Below are 21004 nucleotides of genomic sequence, written 5' to 3'. Positions count from 1 at the left end.
CCGCAACGCTCACGCGTTGCAGCTTGTCCGGGACACGAGAGTAGGTGCGCTGTTGCCTTCCTCTCCGTCATTGCGAGCGAAGCAATCCCGTCTGCCACCGTGGAAAGACTCTGGATTGCTTCGCTTCGCTCGCAATGACGACGGCGAGAGTGGCGATTGCCGTCAATTATTCCCCCAGCGTCGCCTCCACGAACCCGTGCGGATCGTCGCAAAATTCACGCATGACCCGATAATGATCGGTCTGCTCCACCGTAACAGGCTCAAGTCCATATTTTCCCAGCCGCAGCGGCTGCGCGTTGGGATAGGCCATCAGCAGAGGCGCGTGGGTTGCCATGATCACCTGGCAATTGCCGGAGAGATCCATGCGATGCAGGAGCTTGAGGAAGTCCATTTGCCGCGCCGGCGACAGCGCCGATTCCGGCTCATCGAAAATGTAGATGCCCTGCTTCTGGCAGCGCTCCTCGAAGAAGACCAGAAAGCCCTCGCCATGGGAAAAGGAGAGATAGTCTGGCGCCTCCTGAACGCTTGCACCAAACACGCCTTCCATGGCTTGCGCGGCGCTCACGGCCGAGCGGTCGAGATAGCGCGCAACCGAAAAGAATGTCTCCGCCCGGAAGAACCAGCCGTCGGTCACCTTCGGCACCCACGCGGCCCGCAAGGCAGACGACAGCTCTTCGCCGGTGATTTCGATGCCGCCGCCGTCGATCTCCTGAAAGCCCTTGCGGCCGCCGGTGCTGGCAAAGCCGGCCATCCCCGCGATGCCTTCGAGAATGGTCGACTTCCCGGTTCCGTTCTCGCCGACGATGATCGTGACAGCGGACTCGAAGCTGCGATCGAACTCATCCCTGAAGACGGGAAGGCAGAACGGATAAGCCTCCCAGTCCTCGACCCGCGAGCGATCGAGCCAGACACGCCTGAGATAGGGCGCGCGCAGTGTGGTCTGTCGACGTCGTGTCCGGCTCATGCCCCTGCCCCGCTCCTTCCCCGCCGAAAGCTTCAAAGGAACATACCAGGAACACAAGCTGCATGGAAGTGGCATCTGCGGAAGGTCGCAAGCTTCGGTCGTGCCTTAGCCCAAGGATCAGCCAAAGCATCAGCCCAAGGATTAGCCCATGGGCACCAGTACCAGCTCCATGGTCATCAGCACGGGATTGTCGCCGCGCACCAGGCGGCCCTCGGCGAGGCCGCCGGTGTAGTCGATCAGGGCGACGTCGAGTGCGGCTTCGAGCGCGCCGGACGAACCGGGCTCGATCGCGCCGGACGTTATTGCCAGCTCAGTGGCGAACGGCTCGGTTATGCCGCCATGGGTGAAGCGCGCGCCGATGGTGGAGCCGACGCCGCCGTGGAGCTTGGCGCGGGCAATGCCGTGCGCGCGGCAGAATGCTTCGAGGCAACCGGCAAAATCCTGGTTCGGCCGCAGCCGCATCGCAAACGCTTGGCTCGTGGCCCGCGCACCGGTGCTCGCAGCCGCCACCGGCCCGAACAGCTTGAAATTGGTCTCCGGATCAGGCTCGGCCGTGAACATCGCACCATCGAGACCGAACGCTTCGACGGCGAACGGCTCGGCGACAACAGTCTCGTCCGGCAGCATGTGGCCGCCGCTGGCGCGGCCATCGGCCTCGGTCCACAGCCCGTGGCAATGAAAGAACGGCGCGCCGTCACGCATGCCCAGCGTCATGCTGCCGAGCTTCGTGCGCGTCACGCCCTTGGGCCGGAACGTATCGCTGTAGAACGCAGCGTTCTCGCCGGTCTTCGACAGCGCCGGCATCACATAGGCGAACGGCCCCAGCGCGCCAGCACCAAAATTGAGCACGCCGCCGGCAAAACCCTCCGCGGCAAAACCGCGGCGCGCGGCTTCCAGCAGCGGCAGGCCGGCTTCAAGCGTGAACGCGAAGGCGCGTCCCCTCGCCTCCACCCATTGGATGCGTTCTGCGCCAGGTGCGCCCGGCTGCTTGATGCTGCGCATGACGCCCGCTCAGCCTGCCTTCGTCTTGTCGAGATCGAGCAGGCCTCGCGCCTCGAGCTCATCACGCACCATGCGCTTTGGAATCTTGCCGTAGCCGGATTTCGGCAGCGCCTCCCAGAAGAAGAAGCGCTTCGGCATCTTGTAGCGCGGCACCTTCGGCGCGAGGAACGCCGCCATCTCCGCTTCACTCACCGGCGTCGCGCCCGCGCGCGCGACGCAGACGGCAACGCCGACCTCACCCCAGGTCGCATCGGGCACGCCGAGCACGGCAACCTCGCCGACGGCCGGATGCGTCAAGATCTTCTCCTCGATCTCGCGCGGATAGATGTTGGAGCCGCCGGAGATGTACATGTCGGAGGCCCGTCCCGTGATGTAGACAAAACCCTCCTCGTCCATGTGACCGAGATCGCCGGTGCGGAACCAGCCGTTGCGGAATGCCTTCGCATTGGCTTCAGGGTTGTCGTAATAGCCGGCGAACACCGCAGGCCCGATCACGCAGATCTCGCCGCTCTGGTTGGCGGCAAGCTCGCGGCCGTCGTCGTCCTGAATCGAGACCTGCATGCCGGTGCGCTCGAAGCCGCAGGTGCCGGTCTTCGTATGCGGGCCGTCCTCGGAATCGTGCAGCGCGGCCGGCAACACCGTGATGTTGCCGGTGACTTCGCCAAGGCCAAAATACTGCACGATCACCTTGCCGAGCTTCTTCAGCGCCGCCTTCTGGTCCTCGCGATACATCGGCGCGCCGGCATAGATGACGTGGCGCAGCGAGGAATGATCGTATTTGTCGGCGGCGGGATGCTCGACCATCATCTTCAGGATGGTCGGCACCGTGAAGAGATTGCTGACGCGATGCGCCTCGATCAGGCGGAACGCCTCGTTGATGTCGAATTTTTCGGTCGGCAGCAGCACGGTGCGTGCACCGCGCGCGGTCTGCATCAGCTGATGCACGCCGGCACCGTGCGACAGCGGCGCCACCACCAGCGAGGCATCCTGCTCCGTCGTGCCGGGCGTCAGATCGGCGAGATGATTGGTGACGACGAATCCCATCTGGCCGTGGGTCAGCACGGCGGCCTTGGAGCGGCCAGTGGTGCCGGAGGTGAAGAAGAACCAGCAGGGATCGTCGTGCTCGACCGCGACGTTCTCCACGGCAGCGCCGGCTTGCGAGACGATCGCGTCAGCCACCGAGCACTCGCCGAACGCGGCCTTGCCTTCGATACTCCAGGTGAATTCCAGCGCACCGCCGCTCACGGCCGCAGCGTGCTCGGGAAAATCGATGTGGCACAGAAACGCCTTGGCGCCCGAGGCCTGCGCGAGATAGCCGACCTCATCCGGCATCAGGCGGAAATTGGTGGGGACCCAGACCGCACCGAGCCGGAACGCGGCGAACATCGAAAAGAACATCTCGTCGCCATTCTTGGAATGGACGAGGATGCGGTCACCCTTGGTGATGCCGCGTGCGGCGAGCGCGGCCGCCAGCGCCGAGACCTGTGCATCGATCTCGCGCCAGGTCCAGGACTTGTCACCCCAGACAAAGCCAGGTCGCGATCCATGCCGCCGCGCATTCTGGGTCAACATGTAAGCGAGATTCATGACGCGGCGGGACATGCGCAGGGGCTGCATCGGGTTTCCTCTTCGACGGCGGAAGGCACGCGAGCCACCCGCTCATTGCAGTCCATTTATCGCGACCGAACGCGCCCCCGCAAGGCCGCCGGCCGCGTACCTGCCCTACGGCTCCCTGAAGGCAAACGGCTTCGTCGTGATGGCCCTCTCCTTGACGAGGTCTGCGCACCAAAGCCGCCGCAATAGCTGCCATGCAGATCGAAGCGGATGACGCGCGAGGGGCCGTGCCTGGTCGATTTCGGCTTGATCTCGTAGCTGCGGGCGCGACCGTCGAAGACGAGACGCACATCCCCACCCGGCAACGCCACCAGGATGTTCATGGTGCAGCCGCCGGTTCCGCAATAGGTGGTCTCGCGCTCGCCGCATTTGGTGCCGCTGAAATCGACGATGTAGTCGTCACGGCCGTCGCCGGTCAGGTCGATCTTGCGGACCGTGTCCGGCGCGAAGGTCACGGCGCCACCATCCTGGCTGTCGCATTCCTCATTGGCGTAGCGCAGCGCCTTCTGCACGCCGGGCGGATAGTCGGACGGATTGAAGGGTCTTGCGTCCTCGGCGCGCGCGGCGGGGCCGAAGAGAGCGAGCAGGAGGATCAGATAGCGCATACGCCTCTGTCGCCGGCGCGGGCGCAATCGTTCAGGGAATTTTAAACATGATCGGCGCAACCTCGCTCAGTTCTTGCGTTCAGAGTGTCACATCATGGTCAAAGCGCCCGCCGTCCTCCTGCTTACGCTGGCGCTTGCCGGATGTGCCGTGGCCCCGCAAGCGCATCTGGCCTCAGATCCCGCCTTCAAGCCCGCGCGCTATGCCTGGGACGGCGCCGGCGAAGATCCCAACCGGCCGCACGCAGCGTCCGGACCTGCGCGCACCGCAGCCCGATCCGAGCACGACCGATCGCACGCCGGACTTCAGCCCTCTTCGAAGGAATGGTGGCAGGCGCAGGACGGCACCGACGCCGAGCAGGACGCCAGGGTCAATCGCTCCCTGGTCATCTGTCAGGGTTGCCTCGGCCCGCAGCCGCAGCCCGAAGATTCCAGGCTCGCCAAAGCCGCCGATTGAACCGAACCGTCCTCGCGGATCGAGCGGCGTCCGGACTACTCAGGTCTCGTCACGAGCTAAGGACACAGGCCCGCCGGCCGGCGGGCCTGCCGATATCTACGGCCTATTGTCCGTGCCTGAGCATGTCCTGGTCATTCAGATCCCAGTCCTGCCACAACTGCAGTACGCCGAGCAGCACCACCACCGCACCGAGGCTCGTGTGGTAGATGCGGAGAAAGCCTTCAGCGGAATAGCCGATCACGTAAGGCGAGGCGATGAGCCAAAGTCCGACCAGGATCGTCGTCACCTCTTGCCAGCGCTGCAAGGCAACATATTCGAGCTGGCTGATGCCAAACACGACCAGACCGACCGCGACGGCATTCAGGATCATCGTTTCGTGTCCGGTGACCGGCTGATCCTGGATGGGAAACCACGGCGAAGCCACGATCAGCGCGCCGAGCAGCATCCCGCACCAATCTTCCCATGTTCGATGAGTACCCAAGAAACCAAAATCCGACATCGTACCCTCCTACAAGAGGCATACGTCTGCGGCTGGCAATCATGACACTCCGAATGTCTAGCGACCCTGCCGGCCGCATTCGGGCGTATGTCCTCTCAAGGACGTGGGAACCGCCGTGAGGCTTGCAAGGGCAATACCGAGGATTATTTGCACTCGCTGCATCATGCTCGCACAGCGAGACTTCCATACTGCACTGCGGCCGCAAGGACGCGCGTTTGCAGATATCTCCCCTGCGGCAATCTCCCTTGGTCTCACCTTGGCAAAGGCGGGCTCAGCCTCCTAGATCAGGACGCAATCTGCACTTTGGAAGGGTCCCGCATGGCGGCTTCGGTACGCGACAACAAGGACAGGAGCCGCTTCGAGCTCGATGTCGGCGGCGGCATCGCCTTCGCCAATTACCGGCTGACGCCGTCGGCCGTGATCATCACCCATACCGAAACCCCGCGCGCCCTGCGCGGCCGCGGTATCGGGTCCGAACTGGTCAAGGGCGCGCTGGACTTGATCCGCCGCGACGGCAAGAAGGTGATCGCCGGCTGTGGCTTCGTCGTCGACTATCTCGACAGGCATCCGGAAGATGCGGATCTCCTCGCCTGAACGCAAAAGGGCCCGCGAGATCGCGGGCCCTTGCGCTACGACCGAGCGATCGGTCAGTGCTTGATCTCCGGCGGCAGCTTGCCGCCATTAGCGGCGAGCTTGGACATCACCTGCTTGTGCAGCCAGACGTTCATGCTCGCCGAGTCGTTCATATCGCCGGTGTAGCCCAGCTCCTTGGCGAGATCCTTGCGCGCAGCAAGGCTGGAATCGATGTCGAGCGCCTTCATGAGATCGACGATGGAGGTGCGCCATTCTAGCTTCTCGCCCTTGTGCGCAGCCACCGCCTTGTCGACGATCGCGGCGACGTCGACGGCTGCCATGGGCGCGGCAGCCGGCGCCGATGTGCCCGGTGCGGCCCCTGCGGGCGCGCTGCCGCCAGGCGCGACAGCAGCCGGCTGGCTGCCGAAGATCGCGCTCATGATTTTCCCGAAAATGCTCATGTCTGCTCCCCGAAAAGGATCCGTTGGAAGGGCCTTGAGTGGCACTATAGACGATGTTCGTGCGTTACGCCCGCGAAGTTCTGCGAAGCAGCACGCAGCATCAGCTTATCTGCGGCGAAATGACGACCGAATGACATCGGCGAGGTTTGCACTGCGTCATCGAAATTCGCCCAAGCGTGAGGGACAGGACTCGGAATTGGGAGTACGCTTGCCGTTCAGCTCGCGATGCCATCCGGAATTCGCGTCTGGTCGGAATCGCGATCGTTCAAAGAAGGCGACCACTTGCGCCGTTGCCGGCGCGAGATCGACCGCATGGCAAGGGAGCAACCGACCATGGCCACACTCTACCAGGGCAATGTCCCCAGCATGGCCCGGACCGCGGAAGCGGCCGGACCGGTGATCCGAACCATCCGACTGTCCGACCTGCACGACGCGCTGAAGCGCGGCTGGGAGGACTTCAAGGCCGTTCCGAGCCACGCCATCATCCTCTGCGTGATCTATCCGGTGCTCGGCCTCGTGCTCGCCCGCGTGGTGATGGGCTATTCGGTGCTGCCGCTGCTGTTTCCGCTGGCCGCCGGATTCGCGCTGATCGGGCCCTTCGCCGCGCTCGGTCTCTACGAGCTTTCCAGCCGGCGCGAACGCCATGAAGAGGCCACCGCCTGGGACGCCATGGAGGTGCTCCGCTCGCCCTCCTTCGGAGCGATGCTCGGCCTCGGCACGCTGCTGCTCGCTCTGTTCGTAACCTGGGTCGCGACCGCACAAGCGATCTATGTTGCGGCGTTCGGCTATGAGGGCGTGACCGGTATCTCGGATTTCATCACGCGCGTGCTGACGACGCAGCAGGGCTGGTGGCTTATCGTGGTCGGCTGCGGCACCGGCTTCCTGTTCGCGCTCGCCGCGCTCTGCATCAGCGCCGTGTCGTTCCCCTTGATGCTGGACCGTCATGCCGGTGCATTCGAGGCGATGGTCACCTCGCTGCGCGTCGTCGCAAAGAACCCGGCGCCGATGGCGGCCTGGGGCCTGATCGTGGCGGTGCTGCTGGCGCTCGGCACGATCCCGGCGTTCCTCGGCCTCGCCGTGGTGATCCCCCTGCTCGGCCATGCCACCTGGCACCTCTACCGCAAGGTGATCGTGTCCGATCCAGGTGCACGTCCAGTGCCGCCTCCGCCGCATCGTCCGCGCAAGCCGGCCGCCGACTTCCCCGCCAACCTCTTCCCCTGGAGGAACAACACGGACGCCTGACGATATCGTGACGTGCGATCCTGCCCGGCTCGGGCAGGGTCGCGCTGTCACAGCCTTGCTTTGGCCGCGGTTACAACCGAGATTGCGCGCGCCGGTCAGATCACTTCACGGAATCCATTTCATCTGATGACCCCGACGATTTCTCGTCTCGCTCTTGCGGCCCTCGCCCTCTCCGCGTCCATCCTGTCAGTCCAGCCAGCGCTCGCCGCTGTTGCCTGTGGCTCGGGCAATTTCGACGCCTGGCTTGCGGACTTCAAAACCGACGCTGCGGCCAAGGGCATCTCGCAACAGGCCATCGCATCGGGGCTCGCCGGTGTGACGCTCGATCAGGGCGTGCTCAACCGCGACCGATCGCAAAAAGTCTTCACCCAGACCTTCGAGGAGTTTTCCGGACGCATGGTGCCGCCGCGCCTGCAGCGCGGCTCCAACATGTTGAAGCAATACGGCTCGGTGCTGTCGCGCATCGAGCAGGCCTATGGCGTGCCCGGCGAGGTGCTGGTCGCGATCTGGGGGCTCGAGACCGATTTCGGCGTCAACACTGGCAAGTTCGCCACCATCCGTTCACTGGCGACACTGGCCTATGACTGTCGACGCGCCGAGCAGTTTCGCGGCGAGCTGTTGGATGCATTGCGCATCGTCCAGCGCGGCGATCTCGCACCCGCCGACATGAAGGGCGCCTGGGCCGGCGAGCTCGGCCAAACCCAGTTCATGCCGTCATCCTGGATGAAATACGCGGTCGATTTCGACGGCAATGGCAAGCGCGATCTCCTGCACAACGCGCCGGATGTGCTGGCCTCCACTGCCAATTATCTCGCCGGCTATGGCTGGCAGCGCGGCAAGGATTGGCAGCCGGGCGGTCCGAACTTCGCGGTGCTCCAGCAGTGGAACAAGAGCGAGGTCTACTCCAAGACCGTCGCCTATTTCGCCACCCAGCTCGCCCGCGCGCCTTAAACCCTCGTTTTGCCGTTCAGCCAATTTCCGAAGCGAATCGGCAAATCTTATTATGAATTAATATTCATTTTTATGCCGATGTCATGCATGCGATTCGTGCATATCTAACTTGGGTCCAGACGCTGGATGAACTCCTTGCAGGTACGAGGAACTCCATCATGTATTAAACTGCATGATCCGCAATAACCCCGTGAATTCACGGGAATTTATTGGCACCAAATTGCTTGTCTTGCCCGCGGCTTGAGCGGGAATGCCGTCGGGTTAATCGCCGGTTACGAGTGCTATGCATTCTTCGCCTAGCTGCATCGCAACATCGGAACTTTCGCACTGCACCACTCTCTCCTATATTCATTTCAACGATGAGGCCCGGGCAAGGGCTGAATCGAACTACAGGAGACTACCAATGCTGCTCTCGCTCATCCGCATGATCCAGGCTTTCCGGGATTATCAGCGCAATGTTGCTGAGCTGTCCCAGCTCAGTGATCGCGAACTGGCCGATATCGGCCTCGATCGCTCGGACATCCCGCGCGTTGCCGCCGGCCAGTATCAGGGCTGATATCGTTCAGCCCTTCACCGGACGAACCGATAGCGCCCGCCTCGTGCGGGCGTTGTCGCATCTGGTGGCAGAAAACTCGATCTCGGCGATTCCACTGGACGCCGAAAAGCGCTACCTGTCCGCCCCATGACAGGATCCCAATCCAACATCGTGCACGTGATCGGCGCCGGCCTTGCCGGTTCCGAAGCCGCCTGGCAGGTGGCCAAATCCGGCGTGGCCGTGGTGCTGCACGAAATGCGGCCGACCCGCATGACCGAGGCGCACCGCACCGACGGGCTCGCCGAGCTCGTCTGCTCCAATTCGTTCCGCTCGGACGACGCCGCCAACAACGCCGTCGGCCTGCTGCATGCGGAAATGCGCCGGCTCGACTCGCTGATCATGCGCGCCGCCGATGCCAACCAAGTACCCGCCGGCGGCGCCCTGGCCGTCGACCGCGACGGCTTCTCCGCGGCCGTCACCAAGGCGCTCAACGACCATCCCCTGATCGAGATCGCACGCGGCGAGATCGCAGGCCTGCCGCCGGCCGACTGGAGCAACGTCATCGTTGCGACCGGCCCCCTCACCTCTGCGCCGCTGGCTGATGCCATCCGCGAGCTGACGGACGAGAATGCGCTCGCCTTCTTCGACGCGATCGCGCCGATCGTGCATCGCGACTCCATCGACATGTCGGTGGCATGGTTCCAGTCGCGCTACGACAAGGTCGGTCCTGGCGGCAACGGCGCCGACTACATCAACTGCCCGATGACCAAGGAGCAGTATGACGGCTTCGTCGCGGCACTGATCGCCGGCGAGAAGACCGAGTTCAAGGACTGGGAGACCAACACGCCCTATTTCGACGGCTGCCTGCCGATCGAGGTCATGGCGGAACGCGGTCTCGAGACGCTGCGCCACGGTCCGATGAAGCCGGTCGGCCTCACCAATCCGAACGATCCGACCACAAAGCCTTATGCGATCGTGCAGCTGCGACAGGACAACAAGCTCGGCACGCTCTACAACATCGTCGGCTTCCAGACGAAGCTGAAATACGGCGAGCAACAGCGCATCTTCCGCACCATTCCGGGATTGGAGAAGGCCGATTTCGCCCGCCTCGGCGGCCTGCATCGCAACACCTTCCTCAATTCGCCAAAGCTGCTCGATGGCCAGTTGCGCCTGCGCGCGCAGCCGCGGCTGCGCTTTGCTGGCCAAATGACGGGCTGTGAGGGCTATGTGGAATCCGCCAGCGTCGGCCTGATCGCGGGCCTCTACGCGGCCGCCGATGCGCGCGGCGAAACGCTGGCGAGTCCGCCCGGCACGACGGCGCTGGGATCGCTGCTCGGCCACATCACGGGCGGCCATATCGAAACCATCGAGCCCGGCACGCGCTCGTTTCAGCCGATGAACATCAATTTCGGCCTATTCCCGCCGCTCGCGACCGTGCCGACCAAGAAGGCCGACGGCACGCGGCTGCGCGGCAACGAGAAGACAGTGGCCAAGAAGCAGGCGATGAGCGCACGCGCGCTCGCCGATCTCGATCGCTGGATCGCCGATCACCTGCGCATTGCCGCCGCGGCGTGAGTTTTCGATGAGCCTCCCCCAAGACGACGCCGCGGCACTCTCGGCGCGCTGGACCGAGGGCGTGCTGCTCAAGCGCGACGTGTTCTCAACCGTCGAGCGCGGCCGCTTCCGCAGCGAGAACGGCGAGGTCGACGCAGTGCTGCGCCGGCTCGACGAGGTGCCGTGGTGGTCGTTCCTCCTGGCACGCCATCTGTTCGCCCGCGAGAAGCGTGCGCTGGCGCTCGCCAAAGGCCTCAACGTCGGTCCGGAGCTGCTGTGGGCTGGACGCCGCGCGCTGGTGCGCGGCTTCGTTGATGGCGTCGCGCTGCATCTGGCCAAGCCGCATGGCGACCTCGCCTATTTCCGCTCGGCCAAGGCCGCGCTGCGCCGGCTTCGCCGCGCCGGCATCTGCCACAACGATCTCGCCAAGGAACAGAACTGGTTGGTCGGACGCGACGGCCATGCCTATGTGACCGACTTCCAGCTCGCGGCCTGCTTTGCGCGGCGCGGCCGGCTCTACCGCATCCTTGCCTATGAAGACCTCCGGCATCTGCTCAAGCACAAGCGCTCCTACGCACCGGACGCACTGACGCCGCGCGAGCGGACGATCCTGGCGAAGAAATCGTTCGCGGCGAGCCTGTGGCTTGTCACCGGCAAGAAGGTCTATCGCGCCATCACCCGCGGCCTGTTCAACTTCACTGATCGCGAGGGTGGCGGCCGCCGGCTCGTCAACGACGCGCCGGTGCTGGCGGCACTGATCCGCAAGAACCCGGCCGTGCGCGACACCGCCATCGTCGCCTTTGCCGACCGCCGCTCCGGCGTCGGGCTCTATGCCTTCGTCGAAGCGGACCAGGCCGTGCTCGAAGGCGAGCTGCGCAACGAGCTTGCGGCCGCCAAGGGTCCGAAGCCGCCGGAGTACATCCAGGTTGTGCACGCCCTGCCCCGCGACACCAGCGGCAAACCGCGCACCGAGATCCTGCAACTGGTCGCCATGAACCAGCTCGACCTGATCGAGCCGATGATGAAGAACGATCAGGACCGCGCCTTCCTCAAGGCCATCCTCGAGCAGCGCAAGAACCTGCGCGACCGCTTCAATTTCGAGGCGGATCTGCCAACGAGCTAGGGCCTGGCGCGCCTTGAAGCGTCCACATTGGCGATAGAGGAGCGGTCGGAAGGCAGAGTTGGTGGGGGTCATGGGTGCTCGGGGGACGGTGATGCATCGTGTGGTCGGCGGGGTGATCGCCGGCCTTCTACTGCTGGCCATCACACCCGCAATGGCCGAGTCCCCCGCCGAGCTGATCTCGAGCTTCCGCCTCAAGCACGGCGAAGTCCGTGTCGTCCGCGATTCAACCCTTGACCGCATCGCCATGGACCAGGCCCGCGCGATGGCGACGAAGGACGATCTCAGCCACGACGCACTCGGCCCGTTCAACCGCCGTGTGGCGCCAGCCGGCGCGGGCCGTGCCGCCGAGAACATCGCCTACGGCTACGACAATTTCGAGAAGACCCTGGGACAGTGGATCGACTCCTCCGGACACCGCAAGAACCTGTTGCTGCACAACGCCTCCCGCGTCGGCATCGCGAGCGCCAAGAATGCCAGCGGCAAGCGCACCTATTGGGCGATGGTGATCGCCGGCGATTATGAGCCGAAGGGCAAGAGAAAGAAGGACAAGGAGCCGCTGGTTGCCGTGAAGCGCGAGGCCGTGCCCACGAGCAAGCCAAAGTCCAGCGGCTGCCACATCAAGCTGCTCAGCCTCTGCATCTGAGACCTGACAATTTCAGCCGCGCCGCGCCGCCTCGATTGCGGCGACGTCGATCTTGGTCATGCCCATCATCGCGTCGAAGGCGCGCTTGGCTTCAGGGCCGCCGGCCGCCAGCGCCTCGATCAATACGCGCGGCGTGATCTGCCAGGAGACGCCCCATCTGTCCTTGCACCAGCCGCAGGCGCTTTCCTGCCCGCCATTGCCGACGATGGCGTTCCAATAACGGTCTGTCTCCTCCTGATCGTCGGTAGCGATCTGAAACGAGAAGGCCTCGTTGTGTCTAAACATGGGCCCGCCGTTAAGTCCGAGACAAGCAACGCCAGCCACTGTGAATTCGACCGTCAGCACATCGCCGGCCTTGCCGGACGGGTAATCGCTGGGCGCGCGGTGAACGGCACTCACGGCGCTAGCGGGGAACGTCTCGGCGTAGAAGCGGGCCGCCGCCTCGGCGTCCTTGTCGTACCAGAGGCAAATCGTGTTCTTCGCCATCGCGGGCCCTTTCAAATCACTACCAAATCACGCCCTCTATCATCATAGCATCCGGATCGGCATGCTCCAGGCACGGCATCCATTGTCCGATCTTGCTCGCGTGCGTCGTTGTGCCAAACTCAGGGAACCCTAACGCAGAGGCTCTCACTTGATCGACATCGACCGGATACGCACCGACACACCAGCCGCCTCCCGACTTGCGTATCTCCACAATGCGGGGGCCGCTCTGATGCCAACGCCCGTTGCCACAGCGATGAAGCGGCACATCGACCTCGAGAGCGAGATCGGAGGTTATGCCGCCGCTGATCGCGAGTCCGCCCGGCTCGACACGGTCTACGGCTCGGTCGCGCGGCTGCTGAATGCCGCGCCCGACGAGATCGCCCTCATGGAGAACGCGACGGTTGCATGGCAGATGGCGTTTTATTCGCTTCCATTTGCCCAGGGCGATCGCATCCTGACCGCCGAGGCAGAGTACGCCGCCAACTATGTCGCGTTTCTTCAGGTGGCCAAGCGTACAGGCGCGATCATCGACGTCGTGCCGAGCGACTCGACGGGCGAACTCGATGTCGCTGCGTTCGAACGCATGATCGATGAGCGCGTGAAGCTCATCGCCATCACCTGGGTTCCGACCAATGGCGGGCTGATCAATCCCGCGGCGGCGATCGGCAGGATCGCGCGAGCGCACGGCATTCCCTATCTGCTCGATGCCTGCCAGGCGGTCGGCCAGATGGTGGTCGATGTCGAAACGATCGGCTGTGACATGCTGTCCGCCACGGGGCGCAAATTCCTGCGCGGGCCGCGCGGTACCGGCTTTCTCTACGTCCGCCGAGCGATGCTGCAGCGGCTCGAGCCGCCGATGATCGACCATTTCGCGGCGCCCTGGGTCTCGCGCGATGAGTATCAGCTCCGCGATGATGCGCGCCGTTTCGAGACCTGGGAAAACAACTACGCGGCCCGGCTTGGATTGGGGGCTGCTGTCGATTATGCCCTCGCGATCGGCCTTGGTCCTATTGAGCAGCGCTGCCGCTTGCTTGCGGACCGTCTTCGCAGCGGCCTCGCCTCCATTCGCGGCATCCAAATACGCGACCTCGGCCGCGCGCCGGGCGCCATCGTCAGCTTCACGGTGGACGGATATGAAGCGGACGCCATTGTCAGCAGTGCCGCTGCGGCGGGCATCACGATCGGCGCTTCGGATCCGTCGAGCACCCGCATCGATGCAGAACTTCGCGCGCTGCCTCCGGTCGTGCGCGCCTCGCCGCACTACTACAATACGAAGGCCGAGATCGATCGGCTGATCGGTCACCTCGCGGGTTTAACACCGCGATAGGACGCGCTCACGCGCAGCGCGCCGTCAACCCGGATGCACTGAGCCTTGCCATCACCTCGTCGAGATGGGCGCTGTCGCGGGTCTCGATGACCAGTTGCAGCAGCGTCGCCTTGGCCGGCAGGTCGGAGAAGGTCCGCTGGTGCGAGACCTCGATGATGTTGGCGCCGGCTTCGGCCAAAAGCGCCGCGACCGCGGCCAATTGCCCGGGGCGGTCAGGAATATCGAGCGAGAGTTGGGTCAGTCGCCCCTCGCGTGCCAGCTCGCGGGTCAGGACCGAGGCGATCAGTCTCGTATCGATGTTGCCGCCGCTCAGCACCAGGCCCACTTTCTGGCCGGCGAAGCGAGATGGATCGGACATCAGCGCGGCAAGGCCGGCGGCACCGGCGCCCTCGACCACCGTCTTCTCGATCGAGATCAGGGTCGCAACCGCACGCTCGAGCTCGGCTTCGTTCACAAGCGCGATGTCATCGACGAGGCGGCGGACGATTTCGGTGGTGATCTTGCCGGGCGATTTGACCGCGATGCCTTCGGCGAGCGTGTCACCGCGCGCCGGCAGATTCCCGTCATGGATGGCATTGTACATCGAGGGATAGAGCCAGGCCTCGACGCCGAGCATCCGTAGCGACGGTTTGATCGACTTGGCGGCAATGGCGATGCCGCTGATCAGCCCGCCGCCGCCGATCGGGACGACCAACGTATCGAGCTCCGGCACCGCCTTCAGCATCTCCAGTCCGACGGTACCCTGCCCGGCGATCACCAGCGGATCGTCATAGGGATGGACGAAGATCATGCCGCGAGCCTCACCGTGGCTCCGCGCGAACGCGGCCGCCTCCTCCAGCGTCGCGCCCGTAACCACCACCTCCGCGCCGTGATGCCTGGTGTTCTCGATCTTCACCATGGGCGTGCCGACCGGCATGACGATGGTGGCGGGAATGTTGAGCCTTCTTGCGTGATAGGCGACGCCCTGCGCGTGGTTACCCGCCGACATCGCGATGACGCCGCGCGCACGCTCCTCCGGCGTCAGCGCGGTCAGCCTATTGAGGGCGCCGCGTTCCTTGAACGAGGACGTGAACTGGAGGTTCTCGAATTTCAGCCAGATGTCGCAGCCGCAGATGCTGCTCAGCGTCCGGCTGTAGCTACAGGGCGTTTCGACGACGGCACCCCGGATGGTCTCGGCGGCTGCATGGATGTCGCTTGGTGCGACCGGGAAGTCGCCGAGATCGGAGGTCGCGCTTTGGGACAAGTCAGCCATAGGCCAGCATAGAGCATTTGGCCGCCACAGGCGATAAGCCGACCCCTATTTGGTAAATTCCCTGGAGCGTGAAGCCCGCCACAGCGTCCACAGCGTGCGCAGCCGCGAGGCCGGCTGCGGCGCGAACGGATTGCGGCCAGGTTTCGACAGGCGCTTCAGATCGGCCCCGGTCTGGCTCAGTGGCAAAAACGCGAGCCGCACGGATGGCGGCACCTGCAGCAGCAGCGACGAGGCCGTGGTCAGATGCTGCCGCGCCTCGCCCGCGAGCTGGTCCAGTACGGCGCGCAGGTTCGGCGTCGCCTTGCCGGCGAACACATCCTCCATATTGCAGTTGTGGCTCGCCAGCACCTGCTGCGGCAGGAATAATCGCCGGTGCGCCGCATCACGCGGCAGGTTGGCAACGACCTGGGCGATACCCTGGGCAAGCCCAGCATGACGGGCGAGATGCTCGGCCGCCTCCGACGGCGGCGCCATGATCCGGGCTGCAAGGGCAAACAACGCCGATGAGGTCGCCGCCAGATAGCCTTCCAGTGCCGCCATGGTCGGCATCGGATCGTTGTAGAGATCGAACTGGTGCTCGTCGGCGAGCAGCGACAGCGGCTCGACCGGCAGGTCGTAATCGCGGATCGCGCGGAGCAGCTCCGCCGCCACCGGATTGCCCTCGGCGCTGCCATGGACATGGCCTGACAGCATGTCGGTCCACCATTGAAGGCGAATCTCGCCGGGCAAGGGCTGGCTCACCTGGTCGCGGACGCGGACGATCTCGGCATTGAAGGCATAGAGCGCCAGCAGCGCGCGGCGCTCTGCGGCGGGTACGAACAGCGTTGCGACGTAACGCGGAAAGTCGTGGCTGCGCACGAGATCGGCGCAGAAGGCAACCGAGTCGGGGGGCGGCGCGGTGCTGCTCATGGCACCGCGATCAGCGCGGCCGCGACGCGGCGTCGCTCGCCGATCATGATGTTGTAGGTGCGCACGGCGGGGCCGGTCTGCATCGTATCCAGCACCACCCTCACCGCCTTTAAGGCCTGGCGCAGTTCCGGCGGCGGAAGCCAAACCCCGGTTCCAGTGCCGACCAGAAGCGTGTCGATGCTGTTGGCGGCCGTGAACACGCGATCGAGCGAGTAGCGGTCGATCTTGGTTGGATCCGTCACGTCCCAGGCCCAGATCGCGTCGGGCAGGCACAGCAACGATCCTCGATGCGACATGCCGGCGAAGGCGAAGCCGCCCTTGCCATAGGCTTCGATCGGCGCCGAGCGCGGGAAATGGGGTGCGTTGGGGTCGCCAGCCATGAGCCAGGTCCGAATGAGCTTACTACCCCCGCAAACGCGTGCGGGGGTATGCGGTTCGGATCATGCCTTGTTTTTCTTCGCCGGCGTAGCCGTATCCGGCGCATCTTCGCGGTGTTCGCCGACGCCGAGATAGATCAGGATCGGGGCCGCGATGAAGATCGAGGTGTAGGTGCCGACCAGCACCACGCCGAACATCATCACCGCGGTGAAGCTATGGATGGCGTGGCCGCCGAACAAGAGCAGCGCGAGCAGTGCCAGCGTTACCGTGACGTGGGTGATGATGGAGCGCGACAGCGTCGAGTTGATGGACTCGTTGAGCAGCTGCGGCATCGGCATCTTCTTGTAGCGCCGCAGCATTTCGCGGATACGGTCGTAGATGACGACGGTGTCGTTAAGCGAATAGCCGAGAATGGTCAGCAGCGCGGCGATGCTGGTGAGGTCGAAATCGACCTGGCTGATCGACATGAAGCCGATCGTGAGCACGATGTCGTGCACGTTGGCGATCATGGCGCCGAGCGCGAACTGCCATTCGAAACGGAACCAGAGATAGATCAGGATCGCCACGATCGCGAGCATCAGGCCGAGCATGCCGTAGGCCAAGAGCTCACCGGAGACGCGCGGGCCGACCACCTCGACACGGCGATATTCGACGGAATCGCCGAGCGCTGCGCGGACCTTCTGCACGGCCTCCTGCTGCGCGGCGTCGCCGCCGGGCTGTTCTGCAACGCGGATCAGGACGTCCGCGCGGCCGCCGAACTGCTGCAGCTGGACTTCGCCGAGACGCAGGGAATCCAACGTCGTGCGCATCGCCGCGATGTCGGCGGTGCCGGACTTGGCCTGCACCTCCAGCAGCGTGCCGCCGCGGAAGTCGATGCCGAAATTCAGCCCGTGGGTGAAGAACAGCGTGATCGCGACGATCGACAGCGCCGCCGAGATCGGGAAGCTGACGCGGCGAAACCGCGTGAAGTCGAAATGCGTATTGTCCGGAACGATGCGCAGCGACGGCAAGAGGCCGAGGGCCGCGACCACGGTGAGAATGGCGATGAGGACGCCGAGCCCGATGAGAACGGTGTGGGTCACGATCAGGCTCCTAGATCGGCACGCTCTGCGGCCGCTTCCACCGCACCCACCCGGCGACGATCAGCCGCGTCAGGGTGAAGGCGGTGAACACCGTGGTGATGATGCCGATGCCGAGCGTCACGGCAAAGCCGCGCACCGGGCCGGTGCCGATGTAGAACAGCACGGCGGCAGCAATGAAGGTGGTGATGTTGGAATCGAGGATGGTCGCGAGCGCCCGCTTGAAACCGGCATCGATCGCAGAAATCGCGTTGCGGCCGCCGCGCAGCTCCTCACGGATGCGCTCGTAGATCAGCACGTTGGAATCGACCGCGATGCCAACGGTGAGCACGATGCCGGCGATGCCGGGCAGAGTCAGCGTGGCGTTGAGCAGCGACAACAGGCCGAAGATCATCGCGACGTTGATCGCCACCGCGACGTTCGCGAACACGCCGAACAGCCGGTAGGTCGCGAGCATGAACACGATGACGAGGATCGAGCCGACATAGGCCGCAAGCTCACCCTTCTCGATCGAATCCTGGCCGAGACCCGGACCGACGGTGCGTTCCTCGACCACCGTGAGCGGCGCCGGCAGCGCGCCGGCGCGCAGGAGGATTGCGAGATCGTTGGCCGATTGCACGGTGAAATTGCCGGAGATCTGGCCCTGGCCGCCGGTGATCGGCTCGCGGATGACGGGCGCCGAGATCACCTTGTTGTCGAGCACGATCGCGAACGGCAGTCCCACATTCTCCTGCGTCGCCTGCGAGAATTTGCGCGCGCCCGACGTATTGAACTTGAAGCTGACGACAGGCTCACCCGTGCGCTGGTCGAAGCTCGCCTGGGCATCGGTCAGATCGCCGCCGGCGACCAGCACCTGCTTCTTGACCACGTAAGGTGTCGGCGGCGGCGAGGCGCTCATCAAGAGTTCGGATTCCGGCGGCAACCTGCCCTGCTGCGCCTGATCCGGCGGCACGGAGGTATCGACCATGCGGAATTCCATCTTTGCGGTCTTGCCCAGGAGTTCTTTCAGGCGCGTCGGGTCCTGAAGGCCGGGGACCTGCACCAGGATGCGGTCGTTGCCCTGGCGCTGAATCACGGGCTCGACGGTGCCGAGCTCGTTGACGCGGCGTTCGACGATCTGGATCGACTGCTCGATGGTCTTGCGCATGCGGTCGAGCATCGCGGCCTGCGGGATGCTCAGGCGGATCACACCGCCACCGGCATCGGTGACCTCAAGGTCGCGCTGACCGCCGGATCCCATGAGGCCGCCCAGCGGCTGCGACAGCTCGCGCAGCTTGGCGAGTGCGGCCTGCGCATCGGATTCCTTGCTGATGCGAACTTCGACCGCGTCGTTGCGCACGGTAACGCCACCGGTGAAACCGATCTTGGCATCGCGCAGCGTCCGGCGAACGTCGTCACGGATCTGGTCGAGCCTCTCCTTCCTCACATAGGCGGAATCGACCTCAAGCAGCAGATAGGATCCGCCCTGCAGGTCAAGGCCGAGCACGAGCCGGCGCTGCGCCCAGGCCGGCCAGGTCTTGACCTGCGCCTCGGGGAAGAAGTTGGGGACCGCGCAGAGGCACACGATCAGCGCCGTCAGGATGATCCCGAGCGCCCTCCACCGCGTGAAATACAACATCGACTAGACCTGTCAGATCAGGAGACTTGCAGGAGACTTATAGTGACTCGCGAGGAAGCACTCACTTCGCCGCGGTGTCGTCCTTGGCGCTTTCCTTGGATTCTTTGGCCGGTTCGCCCTTGGCGCGCACGCCCGAGATCATCTGGCGCATCTGCCGCACGCGCACGCCGTCGGATATCTCGAACTCGATCTGGTCGTCGTCGACGACCTTGGTGACCTTGCCGACGAGGCCGCCCGAGGTCACCACCGTGTCGCCGCGGCGGATGTTCTTCACGAGGTCGGCATGATCGCGGACCTTCTTCTGCTGCGGACGCAGAATCAGGAAGTACATGATCACGAAGATCAGGGCGAACGGCAGCAGCGACATCAACATGCTGTTGGTGTCGCCGGCGCCCGCGGCCTGGGCATACGCAGGGGTAATCAGCATTCGGACGATCCTCGTGACAACGGGGGAAAGCCGGTCAGGCCCTCAAAGGCGACCGGTTCGGTCAAATTCGCGCGGACTATAGCGGCCATTGCCCCAATTGCAACGCTGCCAGACTGCCCTTTTGGCCCACCTTGCGGCGCGTCCTCAGGCCCGATAAGGCTGCATTCTCAGGAACTTCGGACATGCCCAAAAAACCCAGCAAAAGCCCGGCCGGCAAAGGCCCCAATACCCCTGCCAAGAAGCCCGCCGGCGTCGCGGCAAAACGTCCCAAGGGCGCCGCTAAGGCAGCCCCGGTCGATCCCTCCCAGGAGCGCATCGTCCGCGCGCTGGAGACCATTGCAGCGCACCTCTCGGCCCAGGGCAACCCGACCCTCGAACCCGAGTCGTTCGAACGGGCCGACGCGTTCGTCTGGCACCCGGACGGCCGCCTTGCGGCAGTGCCGCGGGTCAGCCGCGTCGAGCTATTCCTGCTGAAGGGCGTCGACCGGATGCGCGACATCCTGATGGAGAACACCGAGCGCTTCGCCAATGGCCTGCCCGCCAACAACGCCCTGCTCTGGGGCGCGCGTGGCATGGGCAAGTCATCGCTGGTGAAGGCGGCGCATGCCAGCCTCAACGCGGAGCGCAACCCGACCGACAAGCTGAAGCTGATCGAGATCCATCGCGAGGACATCGAAAGCCTGCCCGCGCTGATGGAGTGCTTGCGCGCCTCGTCCTTCCGCTTCATCGTGTTCTGCGACGATCTCTCCTTCGACGGCAATGATGCGTCCTACAAATCGCTCAAGGCCGTACTCGAAGGCGGCATCGAAGGCCGGCCCGAGAACGTCATCCTCTACGCCACCTCCAACCGCCGCCATCTGCTGGCGCGCGAGATGATCGAGAACGAGCGTTCGACCGCGATCAATCCCGGCGAAGCGGTCGAGGAGAAGGTCTCGCTGTCGGATCGCTTCGGCCTCTGGCTCGGTTTCCACCGCTGCAGCCAGGACGAATATCTCGCCATGGTGCGCGGCTATTGCAGCCATTTCGGCATCAAGATCGACGACGAGGCGCTGGAGCGCGAGGCGCTGGAATGGTCGACCACGCGCGGCTCCCGCTCAGGCCGCGTCGCCTGGCAGTTCGTGCAGGAGCTGGCGGGACGGCTGGGTGTGAAGCTGAGGATGATGTAGCGGACAGTTTCGCCTCACCTACTCCTGTCATTCCCCGCGCAAGCGCAGGGCTGTCCGGGGAATGATTCACTGTGTCGCGGAGCATGCCCGGGTTTTCCCGGCTTGAAGCAGGTACTTTCTGGTTGTCGAGACTCAGAAAGGG

At 64.5% G+C, this 21004-nt stretch carries 23 protein-coding genes; 10 read left to right on the top strand and 13 right to left on the bottom strand.

Translation table 11 applies throughout. The features are described 5' to 3' along the window. Positions 1 to 166: 166 nt before the first annotated feature. From ACR9YP_RS24475 to ACR9YP_RS24460, 4 genes are all read right to left on the bottom strand, one after another. Entirely contained in the window at positions 167 to 964 is a 798-nt protein-coding gene (locus ACR9YP_RS24475; protein WP_474217346.1) for an AAA family ATPase, read from the bottom strand. 141 nt (positions 965 to 1105) lie between these two features. Then, positions 1106 to 1966, bottom strand: coding sequence for a PCC domain-containing protein (locus ACR9YP_RS24470; RefSeq protein WP_474217345.1), 861 nt, complete (start codon positions 1964 to 1966; stop codon positions 1106 to 1108). Between the two features lie 9 nt (positions 1967 to 1975). Continuing rightward, positions 1976 to 3583 carry an acyl-CoA synthetase gene (locus ACR9YP_RS24465; protein WP_474217344.1) on the bottom strand — a complete coding sequence of 536 codons (1608 nt, stop codon included), beginning with the start codon at positions 3581 to 3583 and terminating at the stop codon, positions 1976 to 1978. Positions 3584 to 3639: 56 nt separating this feature from the next. Continuing rightward, positions 3640 to 4185 (bottom strand): hypothetical protein, encoded by a 546-nt coding sequence (locus ACR9YP_RS24460; protein ID WP_474217343.1) that lies wholly within the window; start codon positions 4183 to 4185, stop codon positions 3640 to 3642. A 94-nt stretch (positions 4186 to 4279) separates the two neighbouring features. Here ACR9YP_RS24460 and ACR9YP_RS24455 point away from each other — a divergent pair, with 94 nt between their 5' ends. Then, complete coding sequence (locus ACR9YP_RS24455; protein WP_438108201.1) at positions 4280 to 4639, top strand: hypothetical protein; 360 nt, start codon at positions 4280 to 4282, stop codon at positions 4637 to 4639. A 103-nt stretch (positions 4640 to 4742) separates the two neighbouring features. Here ACR9YP_RS24455 and ACR9YP_RS24450 read toward each other — a convergent pair whose 3' ends face one another. After that, complete coding sequence (locus ACR9YP_RS24450) at positions 4743 to 5138, bottom strand: SPW repeat domain-containing protein (protein WP_474217342.1); 396 nt, start codon at positions 5136 to 5138, stop codon at positions 4743 to 4745. 318 nt (positions 5139 to 5456) lie between these two features. On the opposite strand from ACR9YP_RS24450, the gene ACR9YP_RS24445 reads away from it, so the two are divergent. Continuing rightward, positions 5457 to 5732 carry a GNAT family N-acetyltransferase gene (locus ACR9YP_RS24445; RefSeq protein ID WP_128933623.1) on the top strand — a complete coding sequence of 92 codons (276 nt, stop codon included), beginning with the start codon at positions 5457 to 5459 and terminating at the stop codon, positions 5730 to 5732. 53 nt (positions 5733 to 5785) lie between these two features. Here ACR9YP_RS24445 and ACR9YP_RS24440 read toward each other — a convergent pair whose 3' ends face one another. After that, positions 5786 to 6172 carry a DUF3597 domain-containing protein gene (locus ACR9YP_RS24440; protein ID WP_176945500.1) on the bottom strand — a complete coding sequence of 129 codons (387 nt, stop codon included), beginning with the start codon at positions 6170 to 6172 and terminating at the stop codon, positions 5786 to 5788. 333 nt (positions 6173 to 6505) lie between these two features. Between ACR9YP_RS24440 and ACR9YP_RS24435 the strand changes: the two genes are divergently transcribed. The 6 genes from ACR9YP_RS24435 (at position 6506) to ACR9YP_RS24410 (ending at position 12220) form a co-directional block, all read left to right on the top strand. Then, positions 6506 to 7414 carry a DUF2189 domain-containing protein gene (locus ACR9YP_RS24435; protein WP_474217341.1) on the top strand — a complete coding sequence of 303 codons (909 nt, stop codon included), beginning with the start codon at positions 6506 to 6508 and terminating at the stop codon, positions 7412 to 7414. 126 nt (positions 7415 to 7540) lie between these two features. Next, entirely contained in the window at positions 7541 to 8365 is an 825-nt protein-coding gene (locus ACR9YP_RS24430) for a lytic murein transglycosylase (RefSeq protein WP_474217340.1), read from the top strand. A 403-nt stretch (positions 8366 to 8768) separates the two neighbouring features. After that, positions 8769 to 8921: a DUF1127 domain-containing protein gene (locus ACR9YP_RS24425; RefSeq protein ID WP_007590701.1), complete on the top strand. Its 153-nt coding sequence runs from the start codon at positions 8769 to 8771 to the stop codon at positions 8919 to 8921. Between the two features lie 126 nt (positions 8922 to 9047). Then, positions 9048 to 10475 (top strand): methylenetetrahydrofolate--tRNA-(uracil(54)-C(5))-methyltransferase (FADH(2)-oxidizing) TrmFO, encoded by a 1428-nt coding sequence (gene trmFO / locus ACR9YP_RS24420; RefSeq protein WP_474217339.1) that lies wholly within the window; start codon positions 9048 to 9050, stop codon positions 10473 to 10475. Positions 10476 to 10482: 7 nt separating this feature from the next. Then, complete coding sequence (locus tag ACR9YP_RS24415) at positions 10483 to 11577, top strand: serine/threonine protein kinase (protein ID WP_474217338.1); 1095 nt, start codon at positions 10483 to 10485, stop codon at positions 11575 to 11577. Between the two features lie 91 nt (positions 11578 to 11668). Then, positions 11669 to 12220, top strand: coding sequence for a CAP domain-containing protein (locus ACR9YP_RS24410; protein ID WP_176945518.1), 552 nt, complete (start codon positions 11669 to 11671; stop codon positions 12218 to 12220). Positions 12221 to 12232: 12 nt separating this feature from the next. Here ACR9YP_RS24410 and ACR9YP_RS24405 read toward each other — a convergent pair whose 3' ends face one another. Further along, positions 12233 to 12706 carry a VOC family protein gene (locus ACR9YP_RS24405; RefSeq protein WP_474217337.1) on the bottom strand — a complete coding sequence of 158 codons (474 nt, stop codon included), beginning with the start codon at positions 12704 to 12706 and terminating at the stop codon, positions 12233 to 12235. Positions 12707 to 12854: 148 nt separating this feature from the next. Here ACR9YP_RS24405 and ACR9YP_RS24400 point away from each other — a divergent pair, with 148 nt between their 5' ends. After that, positions 12855 to 14033 carry an aminotransferase class V-fold PLP-dependent enzyme gene (locus tag ACR9YP_RS24400; RefSeq protein ID WP_474217336.1) on the top strand — a complete coding sequence of 393 codons (1179 nt, stop codon included), beginning with the start codon at positions 12855 to 12857 and terminating at the stop codon, positions 14031 to 14033. Between the two features lie 7 nt (positions 14034 to 14040). Here ACR9YP_RS24400 and ACR9YP_RS24395 read toward each other — a convergent pair whose 3' ends face one another. From ACR9YP_RS24395 to yajC, 6 genes are all read right to left on the bottom strand, one after another. Next, complete coding sequence (locus ACR9YP_RS24395; protein WP_474217335.1) at positions 14041 to 15285, bottom strand: threonine ammonia-lyase; 1245 nt, start codon at positions 15283 to 15285, stop codon at positions 14041 to 14043. 45 nt (positions 15286 to 15330) lie between these two features. After that, positions 15331 to 16194 carry a phytoene/squalene synthase family protein gene (locus ACR9YP_RS24390; protein ID WP_474217334.1) on the bottom strand — a complete coding sequence of 288 codons (864 nt, stop codon included), beginning with the start codon at positions 16192 to 16194 and terminating at the stop codon, positions 15331 to 15333. Then, positions 16191 to 16574, bottom strand: a complete 384-nt coding sequence (locus ACR9YP_RS24385) for an Mth938-like domain-containing protein (protein WP_091885494.1) — start codon at positions 16572 to 16574, stop codon at positions 16191 to 16193. Before ACR9YP_RS24385 ends, ACR9YP_RS24390 begins: the two co-directional genes overlap by 4 nt. A 60-nt stretch (positions 16575 to 16634) precedes the next feature. Next, positions 16635 to 17654, bottom strand: a complete 1020-nt coding sequence (gene secF, locus ACR9YP_RS24380; RefSeq protein ID WP_474217333.1) for a protein translocase subunit SecF — start codon at positions 17652 to 17654, stop codon at positions 16635 to 16637. 10 nt (positions 17655 to 17664) lie between these two features. Then, positions 17665 to 19269, bottom strand: coding sequence for a protein translocase subunit SecD (gene secD / locus ACR9YP_RS24375; protein WP_091885500.1), 1605 nt, complete (start codon positions 19267 to 19269; stop codon positions 17665 to 17667). A 61-nt stretch (positions 19270 to 19330) separates the two neighbouring features. Continuing rightward, a complete protein-coding gene (gene yajC, locus ACR9YP_RS24370) occupies positions 19331 to 19696 on the bottom strand; it encodes a preprotein translocase subunit YajC (RefSeq protein ID WP_128933613.1) in 366 nt (121 codons plus the stop codon). A 182-nt stretch (positions 19697 to 19878) separates the two neighbouring features. Here yajC and ACR9YP_RS24365 point away from each other — a divergent pair, with 182 nt between their 5' ends. Then, positions 19879 to 20862, top strand: a complete 984-nt coding sequence (locus ACR9YP_RS24365; RefSeq protein ID WP_438108186.1) for an ATP-binding protein — start codon at positions 19879 to 19881, stop codon at positions 20860 to 20862. Positions 20863 to 21004: the final 142 nt, after the last annotated feature.

It is taken from the genome of Bradyrhizobium sp. BR14999 (assembly GCF_056106085.1).
The sequence above is the reverse complement of the archived record's forward strand: the minus strand, read 5'-3'. Positions and strand labels throughout refer to the sequence as shown.

Bases quoted from the DNA above. Each gene is read 5' to 3' on its own strand.
- ACR9YP_RS24475 (WP_474217346.1), bottom strand. From the start codon at position 964: ATGAGCCGGACACGACGTCGACAGACCACACTGCGCGCGCCCTATCTC.
- ACR9YP_RS24470 (WP_474217345.1), bottom strand. From the start codon at position 1,966: ATGCGCAGCATCAAGCAGCCGGGCGCACCTGGCGCAGAACGCATCCAA.
- ACR9YP_RS24465 (WP_474217344.1), bottom strand. From the start codon at position 3,583: ATGCAGCCCCTGCGCATGTCCCGCCGCGTCATGAATCTCGCTTACATG.
- ACR9YP_RS24460 (WP_474217343.1), bottom strand. From the start codon at position 4,185: ATGCGCTATCTGATCCTCCTGCTCGCTCTCTTCGGCCCCGCCGCGCGC.
- ACR9YP_RS24455 (WP_438108201.1), top strand. From the start codon at position 4,280: ATGGTCAAAGCGCCCGCCGTCCTCCTGCTTACGCTGGCGCTTGCCGGA.
- ACR9YP_RS24450 (WP_474217342.1), bottom strand. From the start codon at position 5,138: ATGTCGGATTTTGGTTTCTTGGGTACTCATCGAACATGGGAAGATTGG.
- ACR9YP_RS24445 (WP_128933623.1), top strand. From the start codon at position 5,457: ATGGCGGCTTCGGTACGCGACAACAAGGACAGGAGCCGCTTCGAGCTC.
- ACR9YP_RS24440 (WP_176945500.1), bottom strand. From the start codon at position 6,172: ATGAGCATTTTCGGGAAAATCATGAGCGCGATCTTCGGCAGCCAGCCG.
- ACR9YP_RS24435 (WP_474217341.1), top strand. From the start codon at position 6,506: ATGGCCACACTCTACCAGGGCAATGTCCCCAGCATGGCCCGGACCGCG.
- ACR9YP_RS24430 (WP_474217340.1), top strand. From the start codon at position 7,541: ATGACCCCGACGATTTCTCGTCTCGCTCTTGCGGCCCTCGCCCTCTCC.
- ACR9YP_RS24425 (WP_007590701.1), top strand. From the start codon at position 8,769: ATGCTGCTCTCGCTCATCCGCATGATCCAGGCTTTCCGGGATTATCAG.
- trmFO (WP_474217339.1), top strand. From the start codon at position 9,048: ATGACAGGATCCCAATCCAACATCGTGCACGTGATCGGCGCCGGCCTT.
- ACR9YP_RS24415 (WP_474217338.1), top strand. From the start codon at position 10,483: ATGAGCCTCCCCCAAGACGACGCCGCGGCACTCTCGGCGCGCTGGACC.
- ACR9YP_RS24410 (WP_176945518.1), top strand. From the start codon at position 11,669: ATGCATCGTGTGGTCGGCGGGGTGATCGCCGGCCTTCTACTGCTGGCC.
- ACR9YP_RS24405 (WP_474217337.1), bottom strand. From the start codon at position 12,706: ATGGCGAAGAACACGATTTGCCTCTGGTACGACAAGGACGCCGAGGCG.
- ACR9YP_RS24395 (WP_474217335.1), bottom strand. From the start codon at position 15,285: ATGGCTGACTTGTCCCAAAGCGCGACCTCCGATCTCGGCGACTTCCCG.
- ACR9YP_RS24390 (WP_474217334.1), bottom strand. From the start codon at position 16,194: ATGAGCAGCACCGCGCCGCCCCCCGACTCGGTTGCCTTCTGCGCCGAT.
- ACR9YP_RS24385 (WP_091885494.1), bottom strand. From the start codon at position 16,574: ATGGCTGGCGACCCCAACGCACCCCATTTCCCGCGCTCGGCGCCGATC.
- secD (WP_091885500.1), bottom strand. From the start codon at position 19,269: ATGTTGTATTTCACGCGGTGGAGGGCGCTCGGGATCATCCTGACGGCG.
- yajC (WP_128933613.1), bottom strand. From the start codon at position 19,696: ATGCTGATTACCCCTGCGTATGCCCAGGCCGCGGGCGCCGGCGACACC.
- ACR9YP_RS24365 (WP_438108186.1), top strand. From the start codon at position 19,879: ATGCCCAAAAAACCCAGCAAAAGCCCGGCCGGCAAAGGCCCCAATACC.